Raw genomic sequence first — 15607 nt, 5'->3', positions numbered from 1 at the left:
TAAACTTAGTTGACGGCCGCCGTAGCGCCTTTGATATCCTTCTCCACGTACTTAGAAGGGCACTTTAGCAGAATCTTGTCGGCCACGAAAATGTCGTTGCGCATGGCTCCCGTAATCACCACCTGCTCTGACTTGTCGAAGTCTTGAGGCTTGGGATTGAAATAGATGCAACGCTGCGCAACCCGGTTGGTGTCAACTAGCGTAAAAGCAAAGTAGTTAGGGTCGAGAACTGGGTTGTATTCTAGCCCCACGATGTTCTTCTGGTTGTCGCGCGGCAAGCGGCCCACTACGTGCACCTTGGTGAGGTTGCCTTCGGTAGCCCGCTCACGAGCCTCCTTGAAGGACACATAGACGCTGGCGTCGCCGGCGGCGCTCATGATGATGCCAATGGCTACAGCAATGATGGCAATGGCCAGAATGTGTGCTTTTTTCATGTTTTGTGAAGAACCAAACAGCTCAGCCCGAGCCGGGTATGTTGTAACAAATAAAACAGCAGAAAAGTCCCTATGAATATACTTTAGGGTCAGAAGAATAAAACGGAAATGTTCAAAATCCTCCTTATTCCTCTGGTCCTCAGTTACTCCTTTAATTCTCGCTCTAGCCGGCTCACTTTTCTATCAAGCGAGACCAGCAACGCCAGCAACCCAGCCAGCACCACCGTCACGACGGCCACTACCACGTAGATTTTACCGCTGCCGCGCATAGCATCAGCCATTTCGGGCGTGTCGGTGGCGGTTTGGGCAGCAGCTTGTAGTACCGGCAGCAGCCAGGTCAGGAGCAGCAACGCCAACTGCCGGGGGCTGCTTATAATTCCAAGCGCTCCGCTAAGCAAGCTGTTTTTCATATACTTTAAGTTTAAGTGCAGCAATACGACTGGCTACTTGCGCCAGCCAAAAAGCTAGCAGCGTCCAACCAATAACAGCCGGGTAGAATACCAGCCGCATGTTGTCATCGAGGTCGTATTTGGCGAAAGCAGGGTTACCGCCCGCACCCGGGTGCAATGAGTCCGTCAGGCGGGGCAGAATGTAGAACAACGGCATAGCCGTGGCAAAAGCAAATATGTTGTAGATGGCCGAAATCCGGGCCCGCTGCTGCTCGTCAGTGAACGACGAACGGAGCACCAGGTACGCACCATAGATGAGCATGGCAATAGCCGCACCGTTAAGCTTGGGGTCGTTGGTCCACCAGGTACCCCAGGTGTATTTGGCCCAAATGCTGCCCGTAGCTAGTCCCACACAGCCCATCAAAATACCCGTCTTGGCGGCCTCGTGCGACAGAATATCTAGCTGCGGCGTAGGCGTGCGCAAATAGCGAATCGAGTAATATACCGATGCTATTAGGATGAAGGTCATACCGAACCACATCGGAACGTGGAAGTACAAGTTGCGAATGGTCTCGTTGAGGATGGCCAGCCGTGGTACCGGCATCAGAAACCCTGCTGCCGCTGTGTAGAGTAGCAGCACCACCGCCAGACCTTTCCACCAGTTTTTCATATCCAAAGATTAGAGCTTAGAAGTAAGAAGTGAGCTAGATAAACAAGCGTCTAACTCGTGTTCTAATGGGGCGAAAGGAGAACAATGTATCTCGCAGGTTTGTGCTGATTTTCTGAAATTATGCGGCTCATTTATCAACTTATTTAGGTTCCTGCATCAGCTCCGCCACAAAAAAGGAAACAGCAAATACGACACCGCTCCTACAATGAGGTTCAGCGCTACCAGGGTCAGCAAGGAGCTTTGGCTGGCTTCAAACTCAAGGCCATCCAACGCATTTTTAGAAACCTTGATAAGGAGCAGCAGCATCGGAATCATGAGCGGGAAGCCGAGTACCACCATCAGGGTGTTGCTATTGGCCGCCTTAGCCGCAATGCCCGATACCAGCGTGAGCGTAGAAGCAAAACCCAGGGCGCCTAGTGCGACATTGCCCACAAAAAGCGCGGTATTCTGCACCGGGTTACCGAGCACCAGCACGTACAATGCAAGACCAACTAGCGCCAAGCCAAGCAACAGCAGAGCGTTGTAGGCTATTTTGGCCAAAATCACGGCCTGTGGCGGTACCAGCGTGTAATAGTAAAGCATACGGCCCCGGCTTTCTTGCAGAAAACCCTTGGCTACGGCATTCACGGCCGAGAAAAGCAGAATTATCCAGAACAGTGCATTCCAGGCCGGGGCAGGCGGCAAGCCGCCCTTGAGCGAGAAGCTCAGAAAACACACAAACACAGTGCTGCCTACATAAAGCAGCATGCCGTTCAGTGCCGCACGCTGCCGCCATTCCAAGCGGAAGTCTTTGAGCATCAAGTACCAAATCTCACGAACGAGTAACACGGCAAGACGGCTGGTGAACAGGACCGCAAAGATACAACCCAACTCCCGGATTAGCAGGGGTTGGCGCTATTAAGCTGGTGTACCGCTCTTATTGGTAAAGGTAGAATGGCTTTGGGCTTGTGTATTGGCACTCTGCTTTGGAATAGAGAGGATAAACCACACAAAAAAACCACTCAGGCTCTCTGAGTGGTTTTTGATAATGTCCTTTAGCTACGACCCTATGTTAGAAGTCATACCCAAGCGTGAAGTACAGTTTTGGGTCTTTCTGCTCGTAGTCTTCCTGTCCCCAAGCAATATCTGCTTTGCCATAGAACCCCAACAGCGTAGACCGAATACCAAAACCGTATCCAATTAGGAAGGGGTTCCGGAAGTTAGTGACCGTAGCCGAGAAGGGGTTACCCGGGGGCACAACCGGTACAGTATTGTACGAGTTGTTTTCGTTGAACGGGTTGCTACCCGAGTAAGCTGTGCCCGCATCGGTAAAGGCCGTGAGTTGCAGATTACGGAAGAAGCCCGAGTAGATTGGGTTCCGTGAGAGATACTGGATAATAGGCACCCGTAACTCAGTGTTAAACAGCAAATAACGTGGGCCGGTCCGTTTGCTGTAATTGAAGCCCCGCAGATTGGTAGCAAACTGTTGGTAGAATATCTCAGCTGGGTCTGGGCTATTGGTCAGCGTTTGATTGCCTTCAAAGTCATTGTTGAGCCAGTTGTCCATGCCACCGAGGCGGAAAGTCTGCGGTGAGTGGCCAAGGTACTGACCATAGCTAACGCGGTTGGCCCAGATGATCTGACGGTGCACCTTTTGGTAGTGGCGCAGGTCGACGTAGATTTTGCCGAAGTCCTTCACCGAGTTAAGTGCGTTCAGTTGGAGGAAGCCCATTTTCATGCGGGTGCCCTCCAGCATGTTTACGCCCGTCGTAACAGAGTTGTCAAATACCAGTTCTCCGTTGTAGCCAAGGTAGTTGCGGTTCACGTCCTGCTCTTCAGTCAAGACGTCATACACGTTTCTCGACACGTTCACGAAGCGCGGCCCGACCCGTACACTCAAGCTATTGGTGAGTGGGTACGCAATAGTTGGCGAAATTTCGTGGCGGCCGTAGCGCACCCGGCCGGGGTAGGCGGCAATATTATCGAAGAAGAAAGCCTGCTTGTCGTAGCGGATGCTCCAATCGAAGCGGTGCTCGAGATTGGTGTATTCAGCGAAGATTTTGCTGGTGCGCAAATCTGTCAAGGCAAAAATGCCCGCCCGAATCCGGTGGTTCTCAAACAAGTCCGACATAGTAGCCTGCCCTACCAGCCCGAAGCCTAGCAGCGGGTCAACCGCCAGCGAAGAAACCACATTGTCGATGCTGAAACGGGTATCGTAGCGGTAAGGACCCTGCGGAGCCAAGGCGCTAGCGTCGGGAGTGGCGGCAAGTTGGGCAGCGGCCGCAGCGGCGGCTGAAGTTGTTGTACGGGCCGTCCGCCGCGAACTAGCTCGGTCAGCTGGCAGGTCTTCGTCAAACTGGTAGTCGCTGGTATTGATGGGCTTGTTAGCCGTGCTGGCCGGGTTGGCGGCGGGCTGTTGTGCCGACTGAACAGAATCCTGAACAGGTGCCCCCGTAGTGGGTGCTGGTACTGCCGGCTCGGGAGCTGGCACCGCAACCGGTGCCGCCGAAGCTGCCGGCTTCGAGCGGTCTTCTAGCGTTTCCTGACGAGCCGTTTTTGAGAGCGTTAGATTCTCTGGCAGCGGATAGTTCGGATACAAATACACAAAGTCACGGGCACGGCTGGCCGAAATAAATCCGAGAGTACCCGAGGTGGCGTTGTAATCGAAGTCTTTCAGGTTGGACCGAAAGCTACTCACGGCCGTGCGCTGACGCGTGGTCAGCGAATAGCGGTAGAGGCTCCGCACGCCGCTTTCCTCACCCAAATACACGATTTCGGTGTTGGAAACAGCCCGCGGCCGACTTTCATTGGAGATAGTGCTGACAAGTTGCTCGACAGGCTGCGTACGCCCATCGAGGTGGTACATGAACAGGTCGTAGTTGTTTACTACGGCACCAAAGCTACCCTTGGCAGTACCAGCCGAGTCGAGCCAGCGGTTGGAGCTAAACACAATGCCTCTACCGTCGGGCAAGAACACCGGCTGCACATCGTCGAATACATCGTTGGTTAGCTTCTCGGGGCGGCGGCTCCCGGCGCGCAGTACGTACAGGTCGGCCTGTCCATTTTGCACACCGCTAAACACCAGCGCTTTGCCATCAGGAGAGTAATTCAAGTCCATCACCTGCTGATAGGAGCTGAAGATGGCTGAACCCTTGTCCCCAATAAAGGGCAGGGCCTCCCCTATCCTCGACAGCAGGCCCGACGCACCACCATCAGCCGGACGCAAACGCAAGCTCATTTCCCCTTTCGCCATTTCGGCTACGGCTACTTGGCTGTTGCCGCGCCAAGCAAGCACGGGCAATCGAGTTTCTACTTGCTGACCCGGGGTTTTGTAGCCACTCCGGTGAATGGTGCGCCGACCCGAACCGTTGCGGTTCACAACCAGCACCCGATAACGGCCTCGGTCGTTGCTCACGTACGCCAGTTGCTGCCCATTCGGGCTCAGCACCGGCTGCGAGTACAGAACGTTTCTGCGGTTATTGTTGGTAATAGCGAGTTTCTCGTCTGCTTCGGTGTAAGGCGTCTGCGGCTGCGCATTCAACTGCCGATAATACGCCAACCAGTCTTTCTGGAACACCTTGTAGGGCACGTTCAGCGAAGAGCTAATACCTACTTCTACGTCGCGGGTGATACGCGTCAGGTTCAGGATGTTCTGAATGGTGGTGTAGCCGTAGCGCTCGGCAATGTAGTTCCAGAGGCTTTGACCAGCCAGTTGCGGGTTGCGCAAGAAGAAGGGCGCTGCACGGTTGCCCTCGTATTCTTGAGTCATGTCGCGCATGTAGTCGTCCATTTCTACGCTCCAGCCTTCGGCTGCGTAGGCTGCCGCACCGCTCACAAACCAATCGGGCAGCTGCAACAGGTACGTGCTTTGAATCACTTCTTTCAGTGACCCACCGTACATCATGTCGTTGAGCAAAACCCGCGTAATCTGGAAGCTCAAGTCGCGCTTAAACTGGGTTTGCTGGCCCGAAAAGGCAATCTGCACCTTGCTCATGCGCAGCAGGTCAGTTTCGCCGCCCGTCTGGTACTTATCCGCATCCAAGCCAATGTTGCTCTGCCGCAGGTCGCCCACGGAATTGTAGAGCATAATGGTGGTTTTGGAATAAGGATAGTAGCCTACCAACGCCGTGATGCGCTGCAACTCTTTCTCGGCGTACTCGGCGGCCCGGCGGGCACTCACGTCTCCGCCGCCGTAGTAGTACACGTTGAAGTTCTGGGTGCTAAGTTGCTGCCATTCGAAGTTCTTGTATTGAATCCGAACGCGCCCAAACTCCTCCTGCGCCGATTGGCCCCAGACCGGACCGTTGGCTAGCAGCGTAAGTAGTACAAGCGTGGCACCTACCACGGGTTGGCGGCCCGACCCTCGGAACCACCTAGAAAGGAATAAATGCTTCATAGCCAATGACTGCGGTAAACAAAGGGCGACTCCAGGGAGGATGAAGAGCCGTTGTGCTTCAGGAAGAAATTTGAACGGCCCGAAAAGCCGCCTTGTACAACGTTTGGTAACGCTTAATATTGACTTCAGGCCACAATTCAATGGCCGGATTTTCAAGATGGTCGGCTAGTAAGGCAGCCAGCCGCGGAGCCAGCATTACACCCTTCGAGCCGAAGCCATTAAATATACTCAACTCTGGCACTTCCGGATGCCGGCCTAGCAGCGGTTTTCGGTCGCGCACAGCAGGCCTAACACCCGCCCTTTGCGCCCGCACCGCGAACGGCAAATCAGTGGTGGCTGCTAACCGCCCACTGAGTTCCGCTAGAGCTTCTAGCGTAGTGCCTTCGGCAAACGGAGGCCAGCGGTAAGTGGCTCCCACCCGGAACTGCCCGTTGCCGAGCGGCACCACGTAAGCTCCCTTGTTGAGCACCTGGTCCTGCGAAAGGCCCTGGCATTCTACATCGAGCACCTCGCCCTGGTTAGGAGTGAGGGGCAGCCACTGAAAGTACGGATTTTCAACAGCCGCGGCACCTTCACAACAAACGAAATGTCGTGCGCGCACGCGACCCGCATACGTAATACCGGTTGGCCCGGTAACGAGTTGCTCCCAATCGAAAGTTTCATATTCGAGCCCGCCGTTTGCCAGCTGTTCGCGGGTAAGAGCGGCCAACAAGTCATTTAGTTGCACGTACCCTCCGCGCCGAATACGAAGACCACCAAATTCATCACGCACTCCAGCTGTTGGAGGCAGAGGGGTACCGGCCTCTTCCACGAAATCCTGCCAGGGCAGGTCGGCGCTACGGGCTACCATCGTGTTCTGCTCCGCCACCGACGAAAACAACTTCCAGATAGGTAGCTCATAGAAAAATGGCTGCTTGAAGTGCTGCTCTAGCTCTCGATAAAACGCACTGGCAGCTGGCAGTAACTCGTCGGCTCGCCAAGCCAAGGCAAAGCGTTTGCCGGCTACTGGGTTTATCAGTCCTGCGGCCACTTTCGAAGCTGTATCGGGTTGGTTGCCATCCAGCACCAGTACCGTACGGCCCCGCCGCCGCAGTTCCCAAGCTAGCGTGGCTCCCGCAATACCATGGCCGAGAATCAGGTAATCGTATTCCTTCATTGAGGTTATAAGTACAAGCGTAAAACGGAAGTTCAAGCTACTTTCAGGAGGCAAGTATAGGGCTCTACTGTACCGCTTGGGTGGCCCCCGAACAAGTATAGCAAACCACTATATTGTTTCACTGTATAGCTACGTTCATAAGTAGTTCCGGCTGGTAGTAGCGCAACTGATCTACTCATGGTAATCCGTTCTACTGATAAGACTCGTAACTTACCACCCGGTTCCAATTTGGCTTGCTTTTTTCTTTTCTTCATGACTGTTTCCGGGTTCACCTTCAATGCCTTCTCCGAAAACACCTACCTGCTTCACGATGCTACCGGCCAGTGCGTTATTGTAGATCCTGGCTGTTATGACCGGGCCGAGCAGCAAGCCCTCCGCAATTTTGTGGAAGCACAAAACCTTAACGTTGTGTTGCTGCTGAATACCCACTGCCACATCGACCATGTGCTCGGCAACCAGTTCGTCCTCGACACTTACAAAGTTCCTTTCCTGATCCACGAAGCAGACTTAGCTACACTACGTGCTGTGTCGAGCTACGCGTCCAGTTATGGGTTTCCCGCTTATGCATCAGCCGAGCCTACTGGCTTCCTGACGCCTGAGGTCCCGGTTCAATTTGGTGACACTACGCTCGAAGTGCGCTTTGCTCCGGGCCATGCGCCTGGCCATGTGGTGTTCTATCACGCTCCTACTTCAACCGTCATTGGGGGCGACGTGCTATTCAAAAGCAGCATCGGCCGCACCGACCTGCCCGGCGGCGACTATGCCACGCTCATCCGCAGCATCGAAACGCAGCTTCTCACCCTCCCCGACGAAGTAACGGTGTACCCTGGTCACGGCCCGGCTACCAGCATTGGTGTGGAGCGCCGGACCAATCCTTTTTTAAACTAGCGTATCTCTCGGAAAATCGTGGTGGGCGGAATGTTACGCTTTTTCATTCCTTCCAAACTACAGATCCTACCTAGCTCATCAGTACTCCAAGGCTCAATTCTTCAAGCCCCTTGAAAAACCACCTTCCGAACGCCATTACCTGTCTCAACTTGTTTGCAGGCTGCTTGGCGCTGACACAGATCTTTGCTGGCAACCTCCAAACGGCTGCCTACTTCGTGGGCTTGGCCGCCGCCTTCGACTTTGCCGATGGTTTGCTAGCACGCGCCTTACACGCTTCCTCACCCATCGGCAAAGACTTGGATTCGTTGGCGGATATGGTTTCGTTTGGTGTAGTACCAGGTGCCTTTCTCTTTGATTTGCTGATGGACCCAAAGGTAGCCTCCCCATCCTGGCTGCCTTACGCAGGCTTTATTGTCACGATATTTTCAGCTCTGCGGCTTGCTAAGTTCAACAACGACACGCGGCAAACCACTTCCTTTATTGGGCTCCCTACCCCGGCCTGTACCCTAGTGGTAGCCTCCCTCCCGCTCATCTTGGCTCATGACTCCTTCCACATCAGCAGCTTTATTCTGAACCCTTGGGTGCTGGTTGGCCTAACGGTGCTGCTGTCCGGGTTGCTGGTGGCCGAAATTCCGTTGTTTGCCCTCAAATTCAAGAACTTGAGTTGGCAGGATAATGGGGTACAGTTCGTGTTTTTGCTCTTGACCGTCGCCCTACTGTTGGGCATGCAAGCCACAGCTATTCCGCTGGTAGTGCTGCTCTATGTGGTTCTGTCTATGTTGCGCCCCTCGGTAGGCTGATATTTGTGAGGTTCATTACAATATTTAAATAGCTAACAAGTTAAACTAAACAACTACCGGTGAACCCTCATAAGGTCGAGCTTGTTTAGTGCCCATTGTTAGCCACCACATTACAACTGCTTATCGAACACACCCTTATGCGCTGCTTTACTCTTTTAGTAATTAGTTGCTGCCTGCTGTTCGGGCTTGCAGCACAAGCCCAGAATGGTCGCCAGTCGGTAGCTATTCGACTGCGCTGGCAAGGGTACAACGAAGTACCAGGATCAGACTATAGGTTGCGCAAAGTACCTTCGTTTGCAGGTGCTCAATACCGCACAGGGTCGTTGTTTAGCCATTACGTCCTGAACGTACCGGGTCCGGCAACCGAAGGAGAACTGCGCAATGCAGTGTATGAGCCTTTCTCTGCCGCCGACGCCGCAGTATTTAAAGCTGCTTCACTGCCTCTAGCTACCACGCTAGCAGTATCCGAAGGCACCCAGCAAGGGCAGTTGATTAGCATCGTAACAATTCCAGCCGTGCGCCGCAGCACACAGAGCGGCCAGTACGAGAAGTTGGTTTCAGCCGAGTACAGCTATGTTCTGGGCTCTCCCCCGGCCCGTCGTGTCCAGCAAATCACACATGCCAACACCTCCGTGCTTGCCACTGGCAACTGGTATAAAATAGGTGTAGCTAAAAGCGGCATCTTCAAACTGGACTACGATTTCCTGCGCACCCTGTTCGGCAACGACATAGCCAGCGTCGATCCTAGCCGCCTTCAGGTTTATGGAAATGCTACCGGCCTCCTGCCGCAGCCCATCAGTACCCCACGCCCCGACGACCTAGCAGAAAACGCCATATACTTCTCTGGCAATACGAATGCTACGCTGGAGAACAATGAGTATTTTTTGTTTTACGCCCGTGGTCCTCACACTTGGGAGCGAGTGCCTAATACACAACGCTTTCAGCATATCCAAAACATCTATTCTGATACAGCTTACTACTTCGTGACAGTAGCGGCTCCTCCGCGCACCGGCCGCCGGGTGCAGGCTGCTCCTGCCGTAGGCCCTGCCAATGCTCCCGCTATTTCGCAGTTCGCGGAACGTGAGTTTTACGAGAAGGAGAAAGTAAACCTAGCTAAGTCAGGCCGGCAGTGGCTAGGTGAAGGCCTGCTCAATGGCACTTCTCAAACTTTTTCTTTTAGCCAGATCACCAATCTGATAGCTGGTACCCAAGTACAAGTGACAGCCTCCCTAGCTGGCACTTCCCTAAATGCACAATCGTTCCGGCTGTCCGTCAACGAAACCCAACTAGGCAGTCAACTTATTGCTGGCGTTCCCAACAATGAAGAAATTCGCAAGAATCCGGAGTTTGCAAATGCTAGTGTCGAAACTTACTCCATTAGCGTTACTTCTTCTGTAGCCCCACTTCGTATTGGACTCACCTATTCAGGCTCTGATGCGTCTGATACTGGTTATCTCGATTATATAGAAGTGAACGCAATAAAATCACTTCAGCTTAGCGGTTCTGCCTTAGAATTTCGCTCCTTCAACAATTTGCAGCCAGGTCGTATCAGCCAATTCGACATAACAGGTGGCACAGGCGCCTTTGTATGGGATGTCACAAATCCACGCCGGGCCAAATCGTATCTAGTAAGCACAACAGGTTCATTTGTAGCGCCGACTGACTCTTTGCGTGAGTTCATTGCCTTCAATCCCACTAGTAATTTCGATAAGCCTAGCAATTTTGGTCGAGTAGCCAATCAAAATTTGCATTCAGCCCTCAATTCTACTATTGATTTAGTTATTGTCACACATCCACTCTTCAAATCAGAAGCCGATCGATTAGCAGCACACCGCCGTACTCACGACAAACTAAAAGTGGAAGTAGTAACTACAACGCAAGTCTATAATGAATTCGGTTCAGGTGGACAAGATGTTACTGCTATTCGCGATATGATGAAGATGGTATACGATCGAAGGGCCTCTCCTAGCAAGCAGCAATATTTATTACTCTTCGGCGATGCCTCCTATAATTACAAAGCGCCGGGTATTAGTGCCCAGAACTTTGTACCCACTTATGAATCACGGGAGTCATTTTCGCAGATCTGGGGGCGTGACAGGCAGATTGGGCAGCAAACTTTTTGCTCTGATGATTACTACGCTTTATTAGACGATAACGAAGGCGAATGGGCTGAAAATGGCGGACAAGTCGAATTGATGGACATTAGCGTAGGTCGTTTGCCCGTGCGTATTCCAAGTGGCCAATCAATTACTACGCAAGCAAGCCGAGTAGTTCAGAAGCTCATTGACTATGATTTTAAAACGACTGCCATGAGCAACTGGCGTAACCGAATTACTTTTGTCGCTGACGATGAAGACAATGGCCAACACATAAGGTTGGCAGAGGGGTTATTAGCCGACGTTATTAGACAGCAGCCAGCTTTTAATATCCGCAAAGTTTACCTAGATATGTATCAGCAAATCAATGGGGCCTCTGGTCAAAGGTCGCCTGATGCTGAGCTCGCCTTTGATGAGTCCTTTGAGCAAGGATCTCTTATTATTGATTACAACGGCCATGGTGGTCCCGATGGTTTGACCCAAGAACAGATTTTAAATCATAATACTGTTCTACGCTTACTCAACAAGAATAAGCTCACCTTTCTAGTGACTGGTACTTGTGACTTTAGCTATTATGATAATCCTTTAAAAGATTCAGCTGGAGAGCAAGCTCTTACTGATACCGAAGGTGGTGCTGTTGGATTATATACTACCACTCGAGTTGTATTTTCGGATGCACAGGCGGGGGTATTTCTTGATTCTGTTCTCACTATTTCAAGCGCTTCTGTTAGGCGTATTGGTGAAGCTATTCGCTATGCTAAAGCTAGCGTTGCTAACAACGTGTTGGGCCGTAACTACGTGCTTTTAGGTGACCCATGTATGCAGTTGGCACGGCCAAAGCTGGCAATGACTCTAGATGCCATCAATGGAAAGCCATTCAGCACTACATCTACTGATACGCTTAAAGCTTTATCAACAATACAGCTTTCAGGTTCGGTGCGTAACGGCAGTTCTATCACAGCAGCCGTTGATACAGACTTCTCTGGTACTGCTCAGGTTGTTGTTTATGAAAAGCCCACTACCACCACAGTTGAGGACTACAAAATCCTCAATATGCCAAACGAATTAGCGCCTATTCAAATACAAGAGAACATTATTTACTCTGGCCAGGCAACGGTAAAAGCAGGTCGTTTTTCACTGCAATTCGTAGTTCCCCGCGACATTAACTACAACATTGGGTTAGGCAAGATCAGCCTTTACGCAAAAGACACCGTCCGCTTAACAGATGCCCACGGATACCGTGCTGTGCCTATAGGGGGAGCATCTTCGTCCGCCAATCAAGACACAATTCCGCCACGAATCACACTGCACATGGATAACATGGCCTTTGTATACGGTGGAATTACGGCCACTACTACTACCCTCCTGGCTCGCTTCTTCGACGAAAGCGGCATCAATACGGCAGGTTCCGGTATCGGTCATGAAATCACCGCTACTCTCGACAACAATCCGGCCCAGCTCACAGTCCTCAACGACTTCTATACCGCCAGTGTCGATAGTTTCCAGGCTGGCAATATCCAATATCAGTTCAAGGACTTGAGTACAGGTCCCCACGTGCTCCACGTCAAGGCGTGGGACACGTTCAATAATTCGTCTATCCGTGATATAGAGTTCATAGCTGCCCAAACCGATAAGCTAGCTCTTAGCCACGTGCTAAACTATCCCAATCCATTTGCAGGCCGTACCACGTTCCATTTCGACCACAATCGCCAAGGCGAAGACCTTGAGGTGCAAGTGCAGATTTTCACTGTTGCGGGGCGTTTAGTTCGTACGCTTCAAGCTACCATTCCGAGCAGCGGCTCCCACGTACCGCAAAGCCTAAACGATAATACCCTTTCTTGGAATGGCCGCGATGACTATAACGATCAATTAGCCCGTGGTGTGTACGTTTACCGGGTGAGCGTACGTTCCAATAAAGATCAGTCCACAACTTCTAAGTTTGAAAAGCTGGTAATTTTAAACTAGTTCGATAAGCATCTTCGCCTACAACATCATCTTTCTTTGTCTTTATGACTTTTTCGAAGCTGTCCGTGCGTTCTACGCTCTTCACCGGATTATTAGGTTTTCCATTGTTAGGAGTTGCTCAATCCTCCCCTAATACCATCACTACAGCTGTTCCTATTCTCTCCATAAGCCCCGACTCACGCTCAGCGGCACTTGGCGAAGCGGGTGTAGCCATTTCGCCTGATGCCAACTCAGCTTTTTATAATGCTGGCAAGCTTGGTTTTGCTCCTAATAAGTACAGTGTTTCCACTTCCTATACCCCGTGGCTAAAAACTGTCACCGACGACATGGGCTTGGCCTTCTTATCAGGCTATGCCAAAGTCAATGAGCGTTCTGCTATCTCGGCTTCGCTCATGTATTTCGACTTGGGCGAGATTGAGTTTCGTGACGCTGGTAATAATCCAACAGGCTTTGGCAACCCTAAAGAATATGCATTTACAGTTGCCTACGGACAAAGACTCTCTGAAAATTTAGGTGTAGGGGTAGCGGCACGCTACATCCGCTCCAATCTCACTCAGGTTGGTTCAGATTCCAAGCCTGGCAACGCTGCCGCTGTTGACCTAGGGCTTTACTACAACAAAGACCTTTCTATTGGTCCCTCAGACTATAATCTCGGGCTGGGCGCTGCAATAACTAATTTTGGCAACAAGATTACCTACAGCAATCCTCAACAAGCAGACTTCCTGCCTACTACCCTTAAGTTAGGCGCTGCTATTACGCGCGAGCTGGATGCCTACAACAAGATTACACTCACTGCTGACTTTGCTAAACTCTTAGTTCCTTCTCCTTATTACGAGGAACCTTTGCCCACTGATCCAGTTCAGTTACAGGCTGCAAAAGAACGCATCGACGCTGAAAACGAAAAACGCCGCGCTAAGAGTCCGACTGCTGGCGTGTTTGGCTCCTTCAGTGATGCTCCCGGCGGATTCCGCGAAGAGCTACGTGAAATAAATATTTCAACCGGTGTGGAGTACGTCTACAACGATCTGCTTATGGCACGCGTAGGGTACTTCTATGAGAACCCAGTGAAAGGCGACCGTAACTACCTCAGCTTTGGTTTAGGAGTTCGGTATCAGGTATTCGGAGTTGATGGAGCTTATCTAGTACCCAACTCCAGACAAAATCCATTAGCACAAACCATTCGGGTTTCACTCCACTTCAATTTCAACAATTCAGATCAGGCATTCGGCACCGGTACCGAGACGCCTACAAATTAATACCTTCTGATGCTCGACCGCCAAGTCGCTCCTCCCGTTCAGCCGCTGGCCAGCGTAACGCTGCCCGCGGCTGACGTGTTTTCGCTCCCTAATGGAGCCCGCTTGCATGTGCTGCGCAATGATGCGCAACCTGTAGTACGCTTACAAGTAGTCTTCAAGGCTGGCAAATGGTACGAACCAGTCTCTGGTTTGTCGTTGCTCACTGCTCGAATGTTGCTTGAAGGCACTCGTACTCGCACGGCCCGCCAAATAGCCGATGAAGTCGCTTTCTACGGTGCATCCCTCGACTGCGAGCAAGGTTTCGACCGTGCCACTTTAACTCTCTATTGCCTTACACGTCACCTTGAACGTCTTCTACCTCTCGTCCAAGACGTTTTAACGGTAGCCACCTTCCCACCACAGGAATTAGAGCTACTTAAGACTAGGACCATCCAAAACATCAGAGTTGAACGGCAGAAAAACAGCTATCTGGCATCTGAGCTTTTCTCCCGCAACTTGTATGGACCTGCTTATCCATACGGAAAGACCTTCGACGAGTCCGTTTTCGCTACTATTTCTCAAGCTGCGGTTCAAGATTATTACCGAACGGCCTATAATTTTTCAGAGGCTGAGATTTTCTTGTGCGGTGATGTAAGCCAAGCCGATGAGCAAAGCATCAAGAGCTATTTAGGCCAAGCAAGCAACTTCCCTTCTTCAGATGCATATTCCCCTAATGTTACGTTATCGGAGGCCGCTTCATATGAAGAGAAGGTTATTGCTGATAGCCTCCAAGCTTCTTTGCGTATAGGCCGGCTTTGGCCATCTCTTACTCACCCCGATACTCATAAGCTTCAAGTGCTTATCAAAGTTCTAGGAGGATATTTTGGCTCTCGCCTAATGAAGAATATCCGTGAGGACAAAGGATTTACCTACGGTATCTATTCCACCGTAAATCCTCGTGAACACGCTTGTTCACTTACTATCGGCACCGACGTAAATGGCGAAAGCGCTTATGATGCTGTAAGTGAAATTCACTACGAGCTTCGCCGGCTACAAAATGAACTGATTCCTGACGATGAGCTACAAACAGTCAAGAACTATGTAACCGGCAAGTTCGCTAATGAACTAAGTACTGTATTTGAACAATGCGACAAATACAAAGCAATTATATTTCTAAACCTGCCGTCCAATTACTACTCGACTTTTATACAAGAAGTCAACGAGGTTGGCTCGTCCCAGCTACAAACCCTGGCCCAAGCGTATCTGCGCCCCGAGGACCTGGTCGAAGTCATCGTCGGGCCTACCGCCTCGGCCTAGTCCTACTCCTAGTACACACACGCGTGAGGTTTATATCATAAAAGGCGGTGGCTCTCTGGACCCACCGCCTTTTTTATGTGTATCTACTTAGCTGCTACTGCCTTAAAACAGGTTCGCCCCTCAACAGCACAGAACCGGAGGGGCGAACAGGTTATAGTAAGGTTGGCGGCGACCGACTCTCCCACCGATGAAGGCAGTACCATAGGCGCTCCGGGGCTTAACGACTCTGTTCGGAATGGGAAGAGGTGAACACCCGGGCTAAAGCCACCATTGCTGGTGTAC

Annotated in this window: 11 protein-coding genes and 1 rRNA gene; 5 read left to right on the top strand and 7 right to left on the bottom strand. The window is 51.5% G+C overall.

Features of this window, described 5'->3' with window-relative positions; all coding sequences use genetic code 11:
* Positions 1–5 precede the first annotated feature (5 nt).
* The 6 genes from P1X16_RS00060 to P1X16_RS00035 all read right to left on the bottom strand — a co-directional run bounded on the left by P1X16_RS00060 (position 6) and on the right by P1X16_RS00035 (position 7024).
* Positions 6–434, bottom strand: coding sequence for a cytochrome c maturation protein CcmE (locus P1X16_RS00060; protein ID WP_277225146.1), 429 nt, complete (start codon positions 432–434; stop codon positions 6–8).
* 143 nt (positions 435–577) lie between these two features.
* On the bottom strand, positions 578–844 hold the full coding sequence (locus tag P1X16_RS00055) for a CcmD family protein (RefSeq protein ID WP_277225143.1): 267 nt from the start codon (positions 842–844) through the stop codon (positions 578–580).
* The gene (gene ccsA, locus P1X16_RS00050; RefSeq protein ID WP_277225140.1) at positions 825–1493 is read right to left on the bottom strand and encodes a cytochrome c biogenesis protein CcsA; all 669 of its coding nucleotides are present in this window, start codon (positions 1491–1493) and stop codon (positions 825–827) included. The genes P1X16_RS00055 and ccsA overlap by 20 nt, the downstream gene beginning before the upstream one ends.
* 156 nt (positions 1494–1649) lie before the next feature.
* A complete protein-coding gene (locus P1X16_RS00045) occupies positions 1650–2291 on the bottom strand; it encodes a heme exporter protein CcmB (RefSeq protein WP_277229417.1) in 642 nt (213 codons plus the stop codon).
* A 253-nt stretch (positions 2292–2544) separates the two neighbouring features.
* The gene (locus P1X16_RS00040; RefSeq protein ID WP_277225137.1) at positions 2545–5868 is read right to left on the bottom strand and encodes a hypothetical protein; all 3324 of its coding nucleotides are present in this window, start codon (positions 5866–5868) and stop codon (positions 2545–2547) included.
* Between the two features lie 58 nt (positions 5869–5926).
* Positions 5927–7024 (bottom strand): FAD-binding oxidoreductase, encoded by a 1098-nt coding sequence (locus P1X16_RS00035; RefSeq protein WP_277225133.1) that lies wholly within the window; start codon positions 7022–7024, stop codon positions 5927–5929.
* Positions 7025–7276: 252 nt separating this feature from the next.
* Here P1X16_RS00035 and P1X16_RS00030 point away from each other — a divergent pair, with 252 nt between their 5' ends.
* The 5 genes from P1X16_RS00030 (at position 7277) to P1X16_RS00010 (ending at position 15325) form a co-directional block, all read left to right on the top strand.
* Positions 7277–7912, top strand: a complete 636-nt coding sequence (locus P1X16_RS00030; RefSeq protein WP_277225130.1) for an MBL fold metallo-hydrolase — start codon at positions 7277–7279, stop codon at positions 7910–7912.
* Positions 7913–8022: 110 nt separating this feature from the next.
* Positions 8023–8712 (top strand): CDP-alcohol phosphatidyltransferase family protein, encoded by a 690-nt coding sequence (locus P1X16_RS00025; RefSeq protein WP_277225127.1) that lies wholly within the window; start codon positions 8023–8025, stop codon positions 8710–8712.
* Positions 8713–8807: 95 nt separating this feature from the next.
* Entirely contained in the window at positions 8808–12773 is a 3966-nt protein-coding gene (porU, locus tag P1X16_RS00020; protein WP_277225123.1) for a type IX secretion system sortase PorU, read from the top strand.
* Between the two features lie 44 nt (positions 12774–12817).
* The gene (gene porV / locus P1X16_RS00015; protein WP_277225119.1) at positions 12818–14029 is read left to right on the top strand and encodes a type IX secretion system outer membrane channel protein PorV; all 1212 of its coding nucleotides are present in this window, start codon (positions 12818–12820) and stop codon (positions 14027–14029) included.
* 9 nt (positions 14030–14038) lie between these two features.
* A complete protein-coding gene (locus tag P1X16_RS00010) occupies positions 14039–15325 on the top strand; it encodes a pitrilysin family protein (protein WP_277225116.1) in 1287 nt (428 codons plus the stop codon).
* A gap of 160 nt (positions 15326–15485) precedes the next feature.
* On the opposite strand, the gene rrf is transcribed toward P1X16_RS00010, so the two are convergent.
* Positions 15486–15597: ribosomal RNA gene (rrf, locus tag P1X16_RS00005) — 5S ribosomal RNA — on the bottom strand.
* Positions 15598–15607: the final 10 nt, after the last annotated feature.

The sequence above is a fragment of the Hymenobacter sp. YC55 genome (genome assembly GCF_029433095.1).
Lineage (GTDB): Bacteria > Bacteroidota > Bacteroidia > Cytophagales > Hymenobacteraceae > Hymenobacter.
Note: the sequence above shows the minus strand (reverse complement) of the source record. Positions and strands in the feature narration are given on the sequence as shown.

What these genes read in the sequence shown, in the direction of transcription:
- P1X16_RS00060 (WP_277225146.1), bottom strand. Translation starts at nt 434, where the DNA reads ATGAAAAAAGCACACATTCTGGCCATTGCCATCATTGCTGTAGCCATT.
- P1X16_RS00055 (WP_277225143.1), bottom strand. Translation starts at nt 844, where the DNA reads ATGAAAAACAGCTTGCTTAGCGGAGCGCTTGGAATTATAAGCAGCCCC.
- ccsA (WP_277225140.1), bottom strand. Translation starts at nt 1,493, where the DNA reads ATGAAAAACTGGTGGAAAGGTCTGGCGGTGGTGCTGCTACTCTACACA.
- P1X16_RS00045 (WP_277229417.1), bottom strand. Translation starts at nt 2,291, where the DNA reads ATGCTCAAAGACTTCCGCTTGGAATGGCGGCAGCGTGCGGCACTGAAC.
- P1X16_RS00040 (WP_277225137.1), bottom strand. Translation starts at nt 5,868, where the DNA reads ATGAAGCATTTATTCCTTTCTAGGTGGTTCCGAGGGTCGGGCCGCCAA.
- P1X16_RS00035 (WP_277225133.1), bottom strand. Translation starts at nt 7,024, where the DNA reads ATGAAGGAATACGATTACCTGATTCTCGGCCATGGTATTGCGGGAGCC.
- P1X16_RS00030 (WP_277225130.1), top strand. Translation starts at nt 7,277, where the DNA reads ATGACTGTTTCCGGGTTCACCTTCAATGCCTTCTCCGAAAACACCTAC.
- porV (WP_277225119.1), top strand. Translation starts at nt 12,818, where the DNA reads ATGACTTTTTCGAAGCTGTCCGTGCGTTCTACGCTCTTCACCGGATTA.
- P1X16_RS00010 (WP_277225116.1), top strand. Translation starts at nt 14,039, where the DNA reads ATGCTCGACCGCCAAGTCGCTCCTCCCGTTCAGCCGCTGGCCAGCGTA.